General features: G+C 27.8%; 17 protein-coding genes. 11 read left to right on the top strand and 6 right to left on the bottom strand.

Going from position 1 to position 15,900, the window contains the following annotated elements; genetic code table 11:
- Position 1 precedes the first annotated feature (1 nt).
- The 7 genes from AVBRAN9331_RS01330 (at position 2) to rimI (ending at position 5,747) form a co-directional block, all read left to right on the top strand.
- Complete coding sequence (locus AVBRAN9331_RS01330) at positions 2–502, top strand: chemotaxis protein CheW (RefSeq protein ID WP_214116625.1); 501 nt, start codon at positions 2–4, stop codon at positions 500–502.
- A complete protein-coding gene (locus AVBRAN9331_RS01325; protein ID WP_336612264.1) occupies positions 502–1,467 on the top strand; it encodes a transaldolase in 966 nt (321 codons plus the stop codon). The genes AVBRAN9331_RS01330 and AVBRAN9331_RS01325 overlap by 1 nt, the downstream gene beginning before the upstream one ends.
- 9 nt (positions 1,468–1,476) lie before the next feature.
- Positions 1,477–2,661, top strand: a complete 1,185-nt coding sequence (locus tag AVBRAN9331_RS01320) for a type IV pilus twitching motility protein PilT (protein WP_214116621.1) — start codon at positions 1,477–1,479, stop codon at positions 2,659–2,661.
- Positions 2,662–2,720: 59 nt separating this feature from the next.
- On the top strand, positions 2,721–3,257 hold the full coding sequence (locus tag AVBRAN9331_RS01315) for a 50S ribosomal protein L25/general stress protein Ctc (protein ID WP_214116615.1): 537 nt from the start codon (positions 2,721–2,723) through the stop codon (positions 3,255–3,257).
- Positions 3,254–3,790, top strand: coding sequence for an aminoacyl-tRNA hydrolase (pth, locus tag AVBRAN9331_RS01310; RefSeq protein ID WP_214116613.1), 537 nt, complete (start codon positions 3,254–3,256; stop codon positions 3,788–3,790). Before AVBRAN9331_RS01315 ends, pth begins: the two co-directional genes overlap by 4 nt.
- Before the next feature lie 536 nt (positions 3,791–4,326).
- Positions 4,327–5,310, top strand: a complete 984-nt coding sequence (locus tag AVBRAN9331_RS01305) for a DUF2156 domain-containing protein (protein WP_336606890.1) — start codon at positions 4,327–4,329, stop codon at positions 5,308–5,310.
- Positions 5,307–5,747 (top strand): ribosomal protein S18-alanine N-acetyltransferase, encoded by a 441-nt coding sequence (gene rimI, locus AVBRAN9331_RS01300; protein ID WP_336612263.1) that lies wholly within the window; start codon positions 5,307–5,309, stop codon positions 5,745–5,747. The genes AVBRAN9331_RS01305 and rimI overlap by 4 nt, the downstream gene beginning before the upstream one ends.
- A 9-nt stretch (positions 5,748–5,756) precedes the next feature.
- Here the strand turns inward: rimI and AVBRAN9331_RS01295 are convergent, their stop codons facing one another.
- From AVBRAN9331_RS01295 to AVBRAN9331_RS01275, 5 genes are all read right to left on the bottom strand, one after another.
- On the bottom strand, positions 5,757–6,986 hold the full coding sequence (locus AVBRAN9331_RS01295; protein WP_336612262.1) for a glutamate-5-semialdehyde dehydrogenase: 1,230 nt from the start codon (positions 6,984–6,986) through the stop codon (positions 5,757–5,759).
- Between the two features lie 2 nt (positions 6,987–6,988).
- Positions 6,989–7,789, bottom strand: coding sequence for a glutamate 5-kinase (gene proB / locus AVBRAN9331_RS01290; RefSeq protein WP_214116606.1), 801 nt, complete (start codon positions 7,787–7,789; stop codon positions 6,989–6,991).
- A gap of 129 nt (positions 7,790–7,918) precedes the next feature.
- Positions 7,919–8,575 (bottom strand): LutC/YkgG family protein, encoded by a 657-nt coding sequence (locus AVBRAN9331_RS01285; RefSeq protein ID WP_336612261.1) that lies wholly within the window; start codon positions 8,573–8,575, stop codon positions 7,919–7,921.
- Complete coding sequence (locus tag AVBRAN9331_RS01280) at positions 8,568–9,998, bottom strand: LutB/LldF family L-lactate oxidation iron-sulfur protein (RefSeq protein ID WP_239802751.1); 1,431 nt, start codon at positions 9,996–9,998, stop codon at positions 8,568–8,570. Before AVBRAN9331_RS01280 ends, AVBRAN9331_RS01285 begins: the two co-directional genes overlap by 8 nt.
- Positions 9,995–10,732: a (Fe-S)-binding protein gene (locus AVBRAN9331_RS01275; protein ID WP_214116599.1), complete on the bottom strand. Its 738-nt coding sequence runs from the start codon at positions 10,730–10,732 to the stop codon at positions 9,995–9,997. Before AVBRAN9331_RS01275 ends, AVBRAN9331_RS01280 begins: the two co-directional genes overlap by 4 nt.
- Positions 10,733–10,795: 63 nt before the next feature.
- On the opposite strand from AVBRAN9331_RS01275, the gene AVBRAN9331_RS01270 reads away from it, so the two are divergent.
- The 4 genes from AVBRAN9331_RS01270 to AVBRAN9331_RS01255 are packed head-to-tail and all read left to right on the top strand — an operon-like array spanning position 10,796 to position 14,367.
- Positions 10,796–11,305 (top strand): rhomboid family intramembrane serine protease, encoded by a 510-nt coding sequence (locus tag AVBRAN9331_RS01270; protein ID WP_214116597.1) that lies wholly within the window; start codon positions 10,796–10,798, stop codon positions 11,303–11,305.
- Position 11,306: 1 nt separating this feature from the next.
- Positions 11,307–12,044 carry a hypothetical protein gene (locus AVBRAN9331_RS01265; protein WP_239802753.1) on the top strand — a complete coding sequence of 246 codons (738 nt, stop codon included), beginning with the start codon at positions 11,307–11,309 and terminating at the stop codon, positions 12,042–12,044.
- 9 nt (positions 12,045–12,053) lie between these two features.
- Positions 12,054–13,097, top strand: coding sequence for an NAD(P)-dependent alcohol dehydrogenase (locus AVBRAN9331_RS01260; protein WP_336612260.1), 1,044 nt, complete (start codon positions 12,054–12,056; stop codon positions 13,095–13,097).
- Positions 13,090–14,367: an MFS transporter gene (locus AVBRAN9331_RS01255; RefSeq protein ID WP_336612259.1), complete on the top strand. Its 1,278-nt coding sequence runs from the start codon at positions 13,090–13,092 to the stop codon at positions 14,365–14,367. Before AVBRAN9331_RS01260 ends, AVBRAN9331_RS01255 begins: the two co-directional genes overlap by 8 nt.
- Before the next feature lie 345 nt (positions 14,368–14,712).
- Here the strand turns inward: AVBRAN9331_RS01255 and ftsZ are convergent, their stop codons facing one another.
- A complete protein-coding gene (gene ftsZ, locus AVBRAN9331_RS01250) occupies positions 14,713–15,897 on the bottom strand; it encodes a cell division protein FtsZ (protein ID WP_214116589.1) in 1,185 nt (394 codons plus the stop codon).
- Between the last annotated feature and the right edge of the window lie 3 nt (positions 15,898–15,900).

Genomic DNA, 15,900 nt, shown 5'->3' with positions numbered 1-15,900 from the left:
AATGGAAAGATTAAATCAAGTTTTAAATAGACAACAAGAACAAGTTAAAGGTGCTTCTGGTAGAGATGTAAAAGAAGAACAAATTAGACAATTAGTAGGATTTATGATTGATGAAGAAGAATATGCAATTCCAATTCTAAGCATACAAGAAATCATAAAGCCTATTGAATACACTAGAGTTCCTAGCGTTCCTGATTATGTATTAGGAGTATTCAATATGCGTGGTAATGTAATTCCATTAATTGACCTTGCAAAGCGTTTTGGCTTGGGTAGTTCAAAACATACTCAACATACAAGATATATAGTTTTAAAAGGTGAAGAAGGAAATATCGGTTTTGTTATTGATAAATTAACAGAAGCTATCAAAATTAAAGAAAGCAATATTGACCAACCACCTGAAACTTTACTTAAAGAAAAAGGTATGATTGATGGAATTGGCAAGCAAGAAAATAGTATTTTAACTATATTAAAAGTTGAAGCTTTAATGAAAAGGGATTTTTAATGAGTGGATATAGCATTTGGTGTGATTTTATTGAAAATAGTTTTTTAGATAATGAATTTTTACAAATGCTAGCTAGTGGCACTATAAATGGTGCTACTAGTAATCCTAGTATATTTAAAAATGCAATTACTACTTCAGTATATTATAAAGAAAGAATTAAGCAATTAAATATAAAAAATAAAGAAGAATTATTTTTAACTCTAGCCTTAGAAGATATTAAAAAAGCAGCTATTAAAATGAGCCATTTATATGCAAAAGATAGCAATAATGGTTTTATTAGTTTTGAAATAAATCCACTAAATAGCAATAATGCAGGTCTTAGTATTGCAGAAGGTTTAAAGATTGCTAATTTAATAAATATGCCAAATTTAATGATAAAAGTGCCGGCAACTAATGCAGGATATGAAGTTATGAATACATTGGCAAGTTATGGAATTAGCATAAATGCTACGCTGATTTTTTCTTACGAACAAGCAAAAAAATGTAATGACGCAATAGCACAAGGTATGAAAAAGTATAAAGCAAAAAATCCTAATGGAATAATTAATAAAGGTGTAGTTAGTATTTTTGTAAGCAGAGTTGATAGCTTATTAAATAATAGATTTAGCGTTAAAAACCAAATAGGAATTCAAAACGCAATTTATTCAGCATCTAAAGTTGGTAGTGAAAATATAAGAGCTTTATTTGCAAGTACAGGAACAAAAAGTAATGATTTAAGTAAAGATTATTATTTAAAAGAACTAGAATTTAATAACACTATAAATACAGCTCCAATTAATGCTATAAATGCCTATAAACCTAGTAAAACTATAAAGAATTTAAATCAAGAAATAATTTCAAATTCAAAAGATTTTATATTCTCAACTATAAACGAAATTGAGTATAATGCCGCTTGCAAAAAACTTTTAGAAGATGGATTAATCCAATTTGAAAAAGCATATATAGATATTTTAGAAAGTCTTTAAAGGTTATTAATGGAAATAGATTTAGAAAATATTCGTTGGGAATTAAGAGATAATTTAGATGGTTGGTTAAATACCTTAATTGAAGTTGGTGGAAGTGATTTACACCTTAGCTCAAACCTAAATCCAAAAGGTAGAGTAAATGGAGAAATTAGCGAAATAGCACCTGATATTATATCAAGAGAAGATATGTTAGATTTATGTAAAGCCCTAACAAGGGGAGATTTTACAAGATTTGTAGATAATAAAAATATAGACTTCTCTTATGAGCCTAAAAATAAAGATAAATTTAAATACAAAGGCTCTTTTCGTGTGAATTTATTTTTTACAATGAATGGACCTAGTGCTGTTTTTAGAACAATCCCTGATACTATGCCAAGTTTTGAAGCATTAAAACTGCCAGAAGTTATTAAAGATATAACAACAACAGAAACAAGGGGATTAATATTAGTTACTGGACCAACTGGTAGTGGTAAAACGACTACACTTGCTTCAATCATTGAATATATTAATCAAAACTACCATAGACATATTATCACTATTGAAGACCCAATTGAATTTAAATATAAACCTGCAAAATCAATAGTAAATCAAAGAGCTATAGGACAAGATGCTTTAAGTTTTCAAGATGCACTAAGAGCAGCTTTAAGGGAAGACCCTGATATTATTCTAGTAGGTGAGATGAGAGATTTAGAAACCATTGAAGTAGCAATGCACGCAGCAGAAACAGGACACTTAGTTTTAAGCACACTTCACACAATTAATGCACAAGAAACATTAAATAGGGTTTTAGGAATGTTCCCTAAAGAAGAGCAAAACAGAATTAGAAGTTCATTTTCTGGAGTATTAAAGGCTGTTATTTCTCAAAGATTATGTAAAACCACAGATGGAAAAAGAACAGCTGCTATTGAAGTTTTAAGAGGAAATGAGCGTATAAAAAGACTTATTTTAGAAGGTAGGGAAAACTCAATAGGCGATGTATTAAAAGAAGGCACAATGAAAATGCAAAGTTTTGACCAACATTTGCTAATGCTATATAAATCAGGAAGAATTACAGAAGAAGAAGCGTATGATAAAGCAAGTAATGCAAATGACTTGAAAGTATTAATTGATGGTTATAAATTTGGAGAAGCTAAAAAATCATCATCTAATGTAAGCACTGGTTTTCAATTTAAACTTGCTTCTCAAGAAGAATAATATTTTTATTAAACTTTTTATAGTATTATTCACACTTATTTTTTTTGAAAGGACATTTTATGTTAGAAGGACAAATTAGACAGAGTATTGGTAGAAAGTCAGCTAAAGCTGCTAGACAAGATGGTATGCTAATTGCTAATATCTATGGCAAAGGCGTTGAAAATATCCATGCGGTATTTAAAACAAACGAATTTATTAAAGAAGTTCGTAAAAAAGACGGATTAATTTTCCCTGTTAGTGTTGATGGTAAAACTTATGAAGTTGTAATTGTTGATTATCAACACCATCCAGTAACTAGCGAAATTAAGCACGTTGATTTAAAAATAGCACTAAAAGGTGTTGAGAGCTTTTATATGGTTCCAGTAAAAGTTGTAGGAACTGCAAAAGGTCTTAAAAATAAAGGTGTATTAATTCAATCAAAACGCCGCTTAAAAGTAAAATGTAAAGCAGAAAATTTACCTAATTTCTTTGAATTAGATGTAACTGATTTAGATGTTGGTGATGCTTTATTAGTAAGAGATATTAAAGTTGCTGATAATGTAAAAATTATTGACGCTGGTCGTGTAGCTGTTGTTGGAGTTGAAAAAGCTAGATGATTTTAGTAGTAGGCTTAGGAAATCCTGGCGAGAAATATGCAAATACTCGCCACAACCTAGGCTTTATGTTAATTGATAAATTACTTAACTCTTCTTACACTAAACAAAGTTTAAACTGTAATGGAGAACTTTATAAAAAACAAAATATATTACTACTCAAACCACTAACCTACATGAATAATTCAGGGGAAAGTGTAAAGAAAGTCGTAGATTTTTATAAACCAGAAAGAATAATTGTATGCCACGATGAAATGGATATAAATTTTTCTAAGCTAAAAATTAAAAAAGGTGGTAGTTCTGGTGGTCATAATGGATTAAAATCCATAGATAACTTTATAGGTAATGATTATGAAAGAATTAGATTAGGAATTGGAAAACCTGATTTAAAATATGAAGTTATTAATTATGTTCTTGACAATTTTAATGAAAATGAAAAAAAAGAATTAGAAAACTTCTTAAATTATTCAAAAGACGCTTTAGAATATCTTTTGGACAATGATATATTAAAGACTCAAAATAAATTTCATAATTAAACACTTTCAAATAATTAATAAAATCATTATTCTTAAATAATTAATAATACAAATATGTATTTAAATAGCCTAATATTTTAGCTATTGCAATTTTGCCAAACTCATAAATAAATTACAATTTATAATAATCGTGATATAGACTTAAAATAAATCATACTTAAAGCCTATGTAAAATGTTTATTTAAAAACAAAATTTTTCAAAATAAGATAAATTAAATTACAAATATAAAATTATTTATCAATTAATTCCATTAACAAAATACTCATTAAATATTTATAAATGTTTAAAAAGTTAATTTTATGAATTTAAAAATATACTTATATGATTAAATCACAAAAAGATAATTTATAAAAAAAACTTAACATATTCAAAATCTACATATATTTCTAAAAATATAAAAGTAAAAATTAACAAATTCTCTAATTTGAACTATTTATAAAACACTTAGAAAATAATTAATTTAGCTAATTGATTATATCTAATAAGTTACTTTAATAACCTATAATCGCGACATTTTTTTAAAAAAAGGATTAAAGTGGCAGAGATAAAACTACAAGGACATACACTAAAATCATTTGACTTAAAAACAAAACCAATTATGCAAGAATACTTAAAGGATTTTGATGTTAATGTCAGTGATTATTCATTTTGTGCGAACTATATTTGGCTTTCTAAAGCTAGTGGATTTTATTCAATAATCAATAATACATTTTGCTTATTTGTTATGAATGGTGGAGAATTATCTATGTTATTACCACCACTAGGAAAACCTCAAGATTGTTATGATAGCATACCAGAATGCTTTAAGATTATGAATGAAAACAATACTTCTACATATTACTCTAAAATTGAATATGTTTGTGATAACTTCTTAGAAGGATTTATTACCCATACAAATGAAGGTGAAGTTATGTTTAGCTCACTAGATAATTATATAATAGAAAAAAAATTAGCAGATTATATATATGTAAGCGATGATTTAATAGAGCTTAGGGGTAATGCTTATCACACTAAAAGAACCGAAATTAATAAATTTAAAAGAGTATATCCAAATTATTTTTTACAGACATTAGATTGCAAAAAACATAGCGATGATATAAAAATGCTTTTTGATAAATGGGTAAGCGATAGGATTAAATATGTTCCAAAAGCAGAAGTAGATGCGTTTTTAGATGGAATTTATCAAGAAAGATTAGCGATTAAAAAATGCTTACAAGATTACGAGACATTAGGACTAGATGGCTTAGTAATTTATATTGATGATGAATTAAAAGGCTTTACAATAGGCGAAAAAATATGTAGCGATACAGCAAGTGTATTGATTGAAAAAACTGATTTTGAAACTTTAGGTTGTGCTCAATTTATATTTAGAGAGTTTTCAAAAGTTTTAAAAGAAAAATATGATTGTAAATACATAAATGTAGGAGATGATATGGGTTTTGAAAACCTAAAAAAAGTTAAAATGTCATATCGTCCAGAAAAAATCATACCAAAATACACAATATATCAAAAACTATGATTATAAAAGCTACTAAAACTCATTTAAAAGACCTTTTGCTAATTGAAGAAGAATGTTTTAAAAATGATTGTTTTAAGTTAAGTAAAAATAATTTCTTATATCACATAAAAAAAGAAAATATATTTATTTTTTTATGTGATAAAAAAGTAGCTGGATATATTATGAAGCTTACTTATAAAAATAGTATTAGAATATATTCTTTAGCGATAAAAGATGAATTTAAGGGTTTAAAAATAGGCACAAAATTATGCGAAGAACTAATTAATAATGCTAAAGTATTAAATAAAGAAAAGATATTTTTAGAAGTAAGAGTAAGCAATATAAATGCTATTAATTTATATAAAAAACTTCAATTTAAAGAAGAAAAAATCTTAAAAAATTATTATAGCAATGAAGATGGTATTAAAATGATGCTTATATTAAAGCCTAAAAATTAGGCTTTAAGTTTATTTTCTAATATGAGCATTTCCTATGATTTGATATTTTGTAGTTGTTAATTCATTTAATCCCATAGGACCTCTTGCGTGAAGTTTTTGAGTGCTTATTCCTATTTCAGCCGCATAGCCAAATTCCGCACCATCGCTAAATCTAGTGCTAGCATTTACATATAAAACTGCTGAATCAATCTCATCTAAGAACTTATTAATATTAGTATAATCTTGAGAAATTATCGCTTCTGAATGATTTGTGCTGTATTTTTGAATGTGAAGTATAGCTTCATTAATATCATCTACTATTTTAATAGCTAGTATTAAATCTTCAAATTCTTCTTCCCAATCACTATCATTTGCCTTTTTATAATTTTTTAAAAATTTCTCACACTTAGCACAAACCCTAAGCTCTACATTAGGCATTTTACTTTCCAATAAAGGCAAAATTTCACTAGCTATATTTTTATTAATGAGTAAAGTCTCTACACTATTACATACCCCTGGTCTTTGCGTTTTAGCATTATTTATAATATTTATAGCATCATCTATTTTCGCATTATAATCAACATAAATATGACAATTCCCTACTCCTGTTTGTATGCAAGGAATTAGGCTATTATTTTTAACTTCATTAATCAAACTAGCACTACCCCTTGGAATTACAACATCTATATAATCATTCGCCCTTAAAAGCTCTTTTACTAAATCCCTGTTAGTATCACTTACAATCTGAACGAAATTCTCATCTAAATCAAATCTTTTTAATACCTTTTGAAAAATTGAAACTAAAAATAAATTAGTATTTAAAGCTTCCTTTCCACCCCTTAAAATCACAACATTAGAGCTCTTAAAACATAGTGCAAAAGCATCTACGCAAACATTAGGACGAGATTCAAAAATAATAGCAACCACTCCTAAAGGCACCTTAATTTGCTGCATTTTTAGACCATTTTCTAAAGTCTTTCCAAATACTACCCTACCCACTACATCATCAAGTAAAGCAACATTTCTTAAAGTGTTTATCATATTATTTATTCTATTTTCATTAAGTCTTAACCTATCTACAAAAGCACTTTTTAGATTTGAATTATCATTAATATCTTTAAGGTTTGCTTTTAATAAACCATCAATATTTGCAAGTATTTCATCAGCACAAGAATTTAAAACTTCTTTTTTAATACTTGAATTAAGCTTAGCTAATTTAGTCTTTGCATTTTTTGCATTCTTGCATAAAATATCAATCATTTTTATTCCTTATCAAAAATAGTCCCTATATCAGCACCACTAATTAACTCGCTAATATTCATAGGATTAGAGCCGTTTAAAATAGCCATTCTTACGCCATTTTTAGCACAATTACTTGCAGCTTGTAATTTTGTCTTCATACCACCTATACTAAACTCACTACCTTTATCTCCGCCCATTTGCATAATCTCATCTGTGATTTTTTCTACATAAGAAATTCTTTTTGCATTAGGATTGTTCTTAGGATTTGCTGTATAAAATGCGTCTATATCACTTAAGATTATTAACAAATCAGCCTTGATTAGACAAGCAACACTAGCTGAAAGGCTATCATTATCACTAAATTCAATCTCATAAGTTGAAATAGTATCATTAGCATTAATTATCGGGATAATTTCGTATTTTAATAAAGTATTTAAAGTGTTTTCAGTATTTTGTTTTCTTTGTTCTATTTCAAAATCATCTTTAGTTAGTAAAACTTGTGCTACAAATGAACTAAAATTAGCAAATGCGTTTTGATAAATATGCATAAGCTCTGCTTGACCTATTGCTGCTGCTGCTTGTTTTTCCATAGTAATTGTAGGTCTTTGCTTAAAGCCAAGTTTTTTTGAACCAACCCCAATCGCACCTGAAGTAACCAATACAACTTCTTTTCCTTGATTTTTCAAATCAGCTAAAACCCAAGCTAACTTATTAATTAATCCTAAGTTTAAATTACCATTCTCATAAGTTAGAGTTGATGTGCCAACTTTGATTACAATTCTTTTGCTATCTTTTAAATTAATTTTTAAATTCTCATTCATATTTTCCCCTTATTTAGAAGAATATTAAATACTTTAAATTAATGCTTAAATATAAAAATTACAAATGAGAATTTAAAATGATTAGAATATAAAATAATAATATTTTACCCCTAATATTAGGGGTAAATTTTAGTAAAATATTATATGAACTTTTTGACTTCCATGAACTCCAAAAACGGTTACAAGCTCAATATCAGATGTTCTACTAGGACCTGCAATATATAAAATATTAGTAGGTAAAATCTCATTTTCAGCCTTTATTCTAGCAAGACCATTAGCAAGTGAAGGCTCAATTTTTGTTTTATCAAGTAGCATAATGCAAAGCATTGGAGCAAGGCTTAGCATTCTTGGTTGATTTGCACTTGATTTTACACAAGCAACTCCATGTGAGCTAATAGCAAATTCTACATCAATCACTGAAAAATCACTATGAAAAACTTCACTTCTTAATTCTTCTACGCTTTTATCAAAACAAACTTTTTTACTTGCATTTATTTTTTCTACATCAGCGCTTAGGCTTTTTGGATAAATTAAAGATGAATATCCATAAGAGCTTGTGATTTTGTTTATTTCATCATAAACATTATCTAAGCCACTAACTTCATGAACTTCAAATTTGTTTTCACTCATTTTAGTTTTAGTTTCTTCTAAAGGATTATCGCTTTGTTTTATATGCACACTTGGGTCTATACTTTTATCGTTTAACTCGTGTCTTACACCACATTCAATTGCGTTTAAAATCTGATTTCTTGAGCGATTGCTTATCTCTTCAATTCTCTTATTCATAAGAAACTCCTTCTAAGTTTTCTAATTCTTTATAAATATTTCCTTTAAGTTCAGGTAAGTCTTTATAAGTAGCCCAATTTTTAAGCACAGGTAGGCTTGTTCCTAGACTTTGTAATAACCAGTTAAACTTACTTGCGTTACCAATAGCAACTCTCCACATTTTTGGACTTGTAGCAATATCAGCAAACTTAGCAAATCCATAGCTTTCCATTGCACTATGCTCTAATTCATTTGCACCTAGTGGAGCATTGTCCCCAGCTTCACCTATCTTATCACGGCGTAATTTTCTAATCATACTATCAAGTGGGATTTTTACAGGGCAAACTTCAGAGCAACGACCACATAAAGAGCATAAGCTTAAAATATCTCCATGCTCTTTCATACCGAATAATTGCGGAGATATAACTTCTCCAATTGGACCAGGATAAACAGCATCATAACTATGACCGCCGATTTTATCATATACAGGACAAAAGTTCATACAAGCACCACATCTAATGCAGCGTAATGCTTCATAATAATCTTCGTTACTTAAAATATTTGTTCTATGGTTGTTAAATAATATTATATGCACTTCTTTAGGACCATCTAGCTCATCAGCTTTTCTAGGGCCTGTAATAATATTGTTATATGCAGGGATAAATTGTCCTGTGGCAGATGGAGTTAATAATGTATCAGTTGTAGCCGCATCAGTAAAACTCTCTACTATTTTTTCAATTCCGCAAATTGCTACATGAATAGTTGGAGCAGTTGTACACATTCTACCATTGCCTTCGTTTTCAATCAGCCAAATAGCACCTTCGCTTGAAATTGCAAAATTTACCCCGCTAATTCCCATCTCTAAACCTTCAAATTCATTTCTTAAATGAGTTCTAGCAATTGCATTTAATTTTTCAGGCTCACTTTCTTTAGCTACGCCTAATTTTTCGCTAAATAACTCTCCTATTTCATAACGATTTTTATGAATTGCAGGAACAACTATATGAACAGGAGTTTCATTACCTAATTGTAAAATCAGCTCTCCTAAATCAGTCTCAATTGCATTTAAGCCTTTGTGTTCTAAATAGTGATTTAAGCCTATTTCTTCACTAGCCATTGATTTGCCTTTTAAGACTTTACTGATTTTCTTTTCCATCATTAGCTCATAAATTATCTCACAAGCATCTTCTTTAGTATTTGCAAAATGCACTTTCATTCCATTTTTTGTAGCATTTTTTTCAAATTCTAATACCCTATCTTTTAAGGTATATAAAGCATTATTTTTAGCTTTTTGTGCTTTTGTTCTAAGCCCTTGCCAATCTTGAAATTTTGCATTTATTAGATTTTTTCTTCTATCTTGTAAGGCGTGCATTGCAGAGCTTACATTTTCTCTCATTTGTTTATCAGCTAATTTAGTTTTAATTAATTCACTATGATTTTTCATATCTTTTCTCCTTGCATTCTAGCAGCTAAAAAGTCATATAAATGATAAGTTTTGATATCAAGACCCATTTTTGCAATAGTTCCACGAATGTTTAATAAACACCCACCATCAGCTGAAATTATAACCTTTGCTCCACTTTCAACTATATCATTTACTTTTGCAGTTGCCATAGCGTTTGAGATTTCAGGCTCTTTTACACTAAAAGTCCCACCAAATCCGCAGCATTCTTCTTCGTATTTAAGCTCAACTAATTCAACATTTTTAAGACTTCTTAATAAATTTTTAGAAGCTTCAATGCTTTTTTGCACTCTTAAAGCGTGGCAATTGCTATGCCAAGTAACCTTAATAGGCTCTCCTTTATCTTCTATCTTAAATCCAATTTGTTCTAAATATTGACTAAGTTCTATTACTTTTGAGCTAAATTTTTTAATTTTTTCATAATTTGCGTCATCTTTAAAAAGCTCAACATAATCATGGCTCATCATACCACCGCAACTTCCACTAGGAATTACTACTGGCAAATCTTCACTAAATAATTCGGCATTATATAAAGCTACTTTTTTAGTATCTTTAAAATATCCTGTGTTATAACTTGGCTGACCGCAACAGGTTTGATCTTTTTTAAAAATCACTTCAACTCCAGCACTTCTTAAAAGCTTAATAGAGTTTAAAATAGTATTCTGCATAGCAGCACTTGCTAGACAGGTCGCATAAAAATATACTTTTTTTTGCATTTTTAACCCTTTTTAATAAAATGATAATTTATTATATAACTTTAAAAATATTAAAGGGTTAAAATGGTTTTTTATGCGATTATTTTTTTAAATGTGTTGATTTATTTACTTGAATTTTTATTTGGTAAATCTGTATTTATAAATAACTTTGCACTTTATTATGGAAGTGATTTTTATACATTTTTTACCTACTCGTTTTTGCACGGAGATTTTGAGCATATTTTTATGAATATGGTAATGCTTTTTATGCTATCTCAAATTCTTAGATTTTTAAATATCAAACACTTACTAATTGTATATTTTGTAGGTGCAATTATTTCATCTTTAGGATATTATTATTTAATGATAAATATGGGATATTATAATTTCATTTTACTTGGAGCTAGTGGAGCTATTAGTGCTTTGATGGGTTATGCTGCAATTATTTTAAGACAAAATGGATTTTTAATAGCTATTGTAGTAACTAGTATAATTTCTGCTGTGATTTTTCAAAATATTGCTTGGCAGGCTCATATTTTTGGTGCTATTTTTGGCATAATCTATGCTTATGGAATTTATTTTTTAAGGAGATAGAATGAAAAATTTTTTAAAAGGTTTTAGCTTATGCTTTAGTTTATTTATATTCTTTATATTAGGATTAATATCTACTAAAATTTATGAGTATTTAATAAATAAAGATGAAATTGTTATTGAGCAAACAATAGAAGTAGAAAAAAGATTAAATTATGATTCTTATATTTCAAATCCAAAATTTACTATGACAAAACAACTTAGTGTAAAAGAAAATCTAAATGAAAATGAAAAGAATGAAATAGAAGAATTATTCTCTAAGGTATTAGAAAGAGTAAAAGAAAGTAATTTATGTGAAGGTGGAAGCTATATATTACAACCTAATATAGCATATCAAGATGGAATGAATATTCCAAATGGTTATAAATTTGATTCTGCTTTAAGATGCGAGTTTAAAAAAGAAGAATATCAAAACTATAAGAATTTATTAAAAGATATAGATAACATACTAGCTAATAATGAGTATATTACAATTAATTCTCCTGCCTTAAATCTATCAGTTAGTAAAGAAGAAATAAGCATAATAAAACAAGAATTGTATGATGAAATATTTAAAAAAGCTATAAGTATAAAAGATAAATATTCTAATCTTACAAATAAAATTTGTGAAATAAAATCAATAAAACATTATGAATTAGCACAAAATCAAATATTAGGTGCTGATTATAAATACGATGATACACCAATAGAAAAAGATAGTGATTTTAAATTAAACGCTACTTTAGAATTAACTTGCAAATAAGGAAAAAATATGAGTGAAATTATAACTAAAGGCTTTGCAGCTTATGACGAAAATGCTAATTTTAAGCCAATTACTTTTAAAAGAAGTGCTTTAAGAGATGATGAGATATTGATTAAAACTATGTATTGTGGGATTTGCCATAGTGATATTCACGCTGCTAAAAATGAATGGAAAGCTACAAAATATCCTATAGTTCCAGGTCATGAAATAGTTGGCTTAGTAGTTGAAATCGGTAAAAATGTAAAAGAATTTGAAATAGGAAATTACGCAGGAATTGGTTGTTTGATTAATTCTTGTGGTGAATGTGATGCTTGTTTAAACTCAAATGAGCAATTTTGTCAAAAAGGTGCTGTTTGGACTTATAATAGCGTTGATTATTTTAATAATTCAGAAATTACTAAAGGCGGATATTCAAATTATATAAAAGTTCATAAAAACTATGCAATTAAAGTTCCTAATAATGCTCCACTAAAACTAATTGCTCCACTTTTTTGTGCAGGAATTACTACTTATTCTCCACTTAAATTCTCTAAAGTTAGTAAAGGTATGGATGTAGCAATCGCAGGATTTGGGGGCTTGGGTGTAATGGCTTTTAAATACGCAAAAGCAATGGGTGCAAATGTTAGTGTAATAGCTAGAAACGATACTAAAAAAGAAGCAGCTATTAAACTTGGAGCAAGTAATTATTATAATGATATTAATAAGGTTGATAAAAAATTTGATGTAATAATTAGCACAATTCCAAGTAAATACGATGTCTTAGCGTATGCAAGAACTTTAAAATACGGCGGAGAAATGGCAATCGTTGGCTTACCACCAATAAACGAGCAAGTATCAATTAGTCTAAATGCCTTAATTAGAGTAAGTCATAAGAAAATTTATGGCTCATTAATAGGTGGCATTAAAGAAACTAAAGAAATGCTTGAATTTTCATTAAAACACTCAATTTATCCAGAAGTTAAAATCATAAAACCTGATGAAATTAATAAAGCTTATGATGACTTATTGAATAATTCAAATTCTTTTAGATATGTAATTGATTTTAATGAATAAAAATCTAATTTTAAGCCTAATATCTTTAGGCTTAATATCATTTTTAAGCGTATTAATTGAAACTTCTTTAAATGTTACTTTTGCTTATTTAATACAAACTTTTAATATTGATATTAATAAAGCTTCTTTACTTACTTCTATGTTTTTACTAGCAATCACACTTACAATGCCACTAAGCTCATATTTAGTAAATCAAATTAATACTAAAAAACTTTTTATTTTTACTAATTTATTATTTTTAATAAGCCTAATAATTTGCTCAAGTGCAGGTGAGTTTTATATTTTAGTTTTTGCTAGATTTTTACAAGGAATTGCTGCAGGTATTGCTCTACCACTTATGTTTAATATGGTAATTTTTAAAGCTAGTGAAAAATACTTCGGATTTTTAATGGGATTTTGTATATTTTTAGTAGCGACTGCACCTGGTTTTGGGCCAATTTATGGTGGATTTATTATGAAATATTTTCAGTTTAAAGATATTTTTATATTTTTAATACCTTTTTTGGTTTTTGCCTTTGTTTTAGGAATTAAAAATATTCCAAATCTTGGAACAAAATATAAATTAGACTTAAAAGAATATATATTAATTGTATTGCTAGTAATTAGTGTTGCTATAAGTATTAAATATATTTATATTTTATTTTTTAGTATTTTAATTATTTTTATGCTAAATAAAAGCAAAATTATTGCAAGTGCTAAGAATTTGCAATTTTTCTCATCTACTTTAATTGTATTTTTAATGCAATTTTTTGCTTTAAGCTACTCATTAATACTACCGAATTATTTAATTATGAATAAAAATTATGATAATTTTGAAGCTAGTAAAGTAATGCTTTTAGGCTCATTAATTGCTGCTATTTTATCTCCAATAAGCGGATATTTAAGCGATAAATTTGGCTCTTTTAAATTAAGTTTGCTAGGTATTTTTATCATAATAATTGCAAATATTTTATTATTAAATATTGAAGAAAAAACCTTATTAAATCTTTCAATATGTTATTTAATTTATGCTTTCGCACAAGGCTTATCTATGAGTGCTTTAATTTCTTATTCTATAAAAATTTCTAAAGATAAAACAAATGCAAATAATTATATAAATACTTTTCAACAAAGTTTTGGAAGCTATGCTGTGATGATAATATCTATAATTTTTAATAATAATTACGAAATTGGCTTTTTAAATTCTATAAAATTAATACTATTTTTAGCGTGTTTACAATTAATCTTAATTTATTTTGCTTTTAGAAAAAAATCTAGCAATGGTTTTTAATCATTGCTAGATTTTTTATTATATAAACTTATGTAAAGAATGTAAGTGATATAAAATAAGTTGAAAGCTTTATGTGCTCGTTATTTAAGCTTGATTTTTGTAAAATGTAAGTGCTTTACAAAGTGTATAAAATAAGAGTTTTTGCTTTACATTTTATAAAATACTTTCAAAAAACCTTTACAACATACTTTACAAAATCTTTATAAAAGCCCATTAAATCGGCTTTGAAATACTTTTAAAATCTTTTTAAATAAATATATGCAAAAAATATTGCGGGGACATTTGGGAGACATTTTGTCCCCCATAAATAAAATTGTAGCAACATTTTGAGCTACATTTTTTATATTAATCTTGACCATTTCTAACGAATGCAGGTTCGTTAAAATCTCTAGTTTTATAATCTACTTTTATTGTTCCGCCACTTACTTTTTGCATTTCAGGTTGAACTATTTTATAGCTTAACTCTTCTTCACGCTTTTTGCTCTCTTGCTCAATTTTAGCTTTTTGTGCTCTTGTTTCATCAAAACCTGTAGCTATAATAGTAACTTCAACAGCATCAGCTGGCAAGCTAGTATCTAATACATGTCCGCAGAATACATTTAAATCTTCGTTACTAGAATTTGAAATCTCTTCCATTGTCTCAACAAGTTGGAAGAAAGGAATATTTTCACCATAGCTAAAAAATACTATCATAGCTTTAGCATCTTGTAGATTAGTTGTATAATTTTCTAATAATGGAGAATCAATTGCATTTGCATACGCTTCTTTAATAGCATTTTCACCTTCAGCTCTTCCCATTCCCATAAGTGCTGTTCCACGATGGCTCATAACAGAAGTAACATCTGCAAAATCTATATTAGTATCAGCTTCAATTAATAACATTTTAATTATGCCGGTTACAGCATTTACTAAAACATCATTAGCAAATTTGTTAGCTTCTCTAGTATTTAAAGTTTTTGGAACTACTAATTTTAACTTATCATTTTGGATTAATATAACGCAATCGCTTTCTTTTTTTAGCTCTTCTAATCCTTTTTCAGCAGCTTTAATTCTAGCTTTTTCATAGCTAAATGGGAATGTAGCAACAGAAACAACAAGTATGCCTAAAGATTTTGCAATTTTAGCAATTACTGGACCTGCACCAGTGCCAGTTCCACCACCTAGACCTTCGGCGATAAATAATAATTCTGTTCCTGCTAAGCGTTCTTTAATTTCATCTTCAACTTCTTCAGCTGAAATTCTACCTATTTCAGGATTTGCACCAGCTCCACGACCATTTGTCTTCTTTGGTCCTAATTGTATTTTAATGTTTGCTTTTGACCTATTTATATCTTGAATATCAGTATTTGCAATCATAATATCTACATTAGAAATATCAACTTTTAAAGAACTAGCACAAGTTTCTACAATATGATTTATCATATTTCCACCTGCTCCACCAACACCAATTACTTTTATCTTAACGCCGCAATCCATTTCACTCTCCATTACTTTAAAATCTATATTATCACCTAAAATATCAAAATCCATTTC

It is taken from the genome of Campylobacter sp. RM9331, from assembly GCF_020137685.1.
Classification (GTDB): domain Bacteria; phylum Campylobacterota; class Campylobacteria; order Campylobacterales; family Campylobacteraceae; genus Campylobacter_E.
The sequence above is the reverse complement of the archived record's forward strand: the minus strand, read 5'-3'. Positions and strand labels throughout refer to the sequence as shown.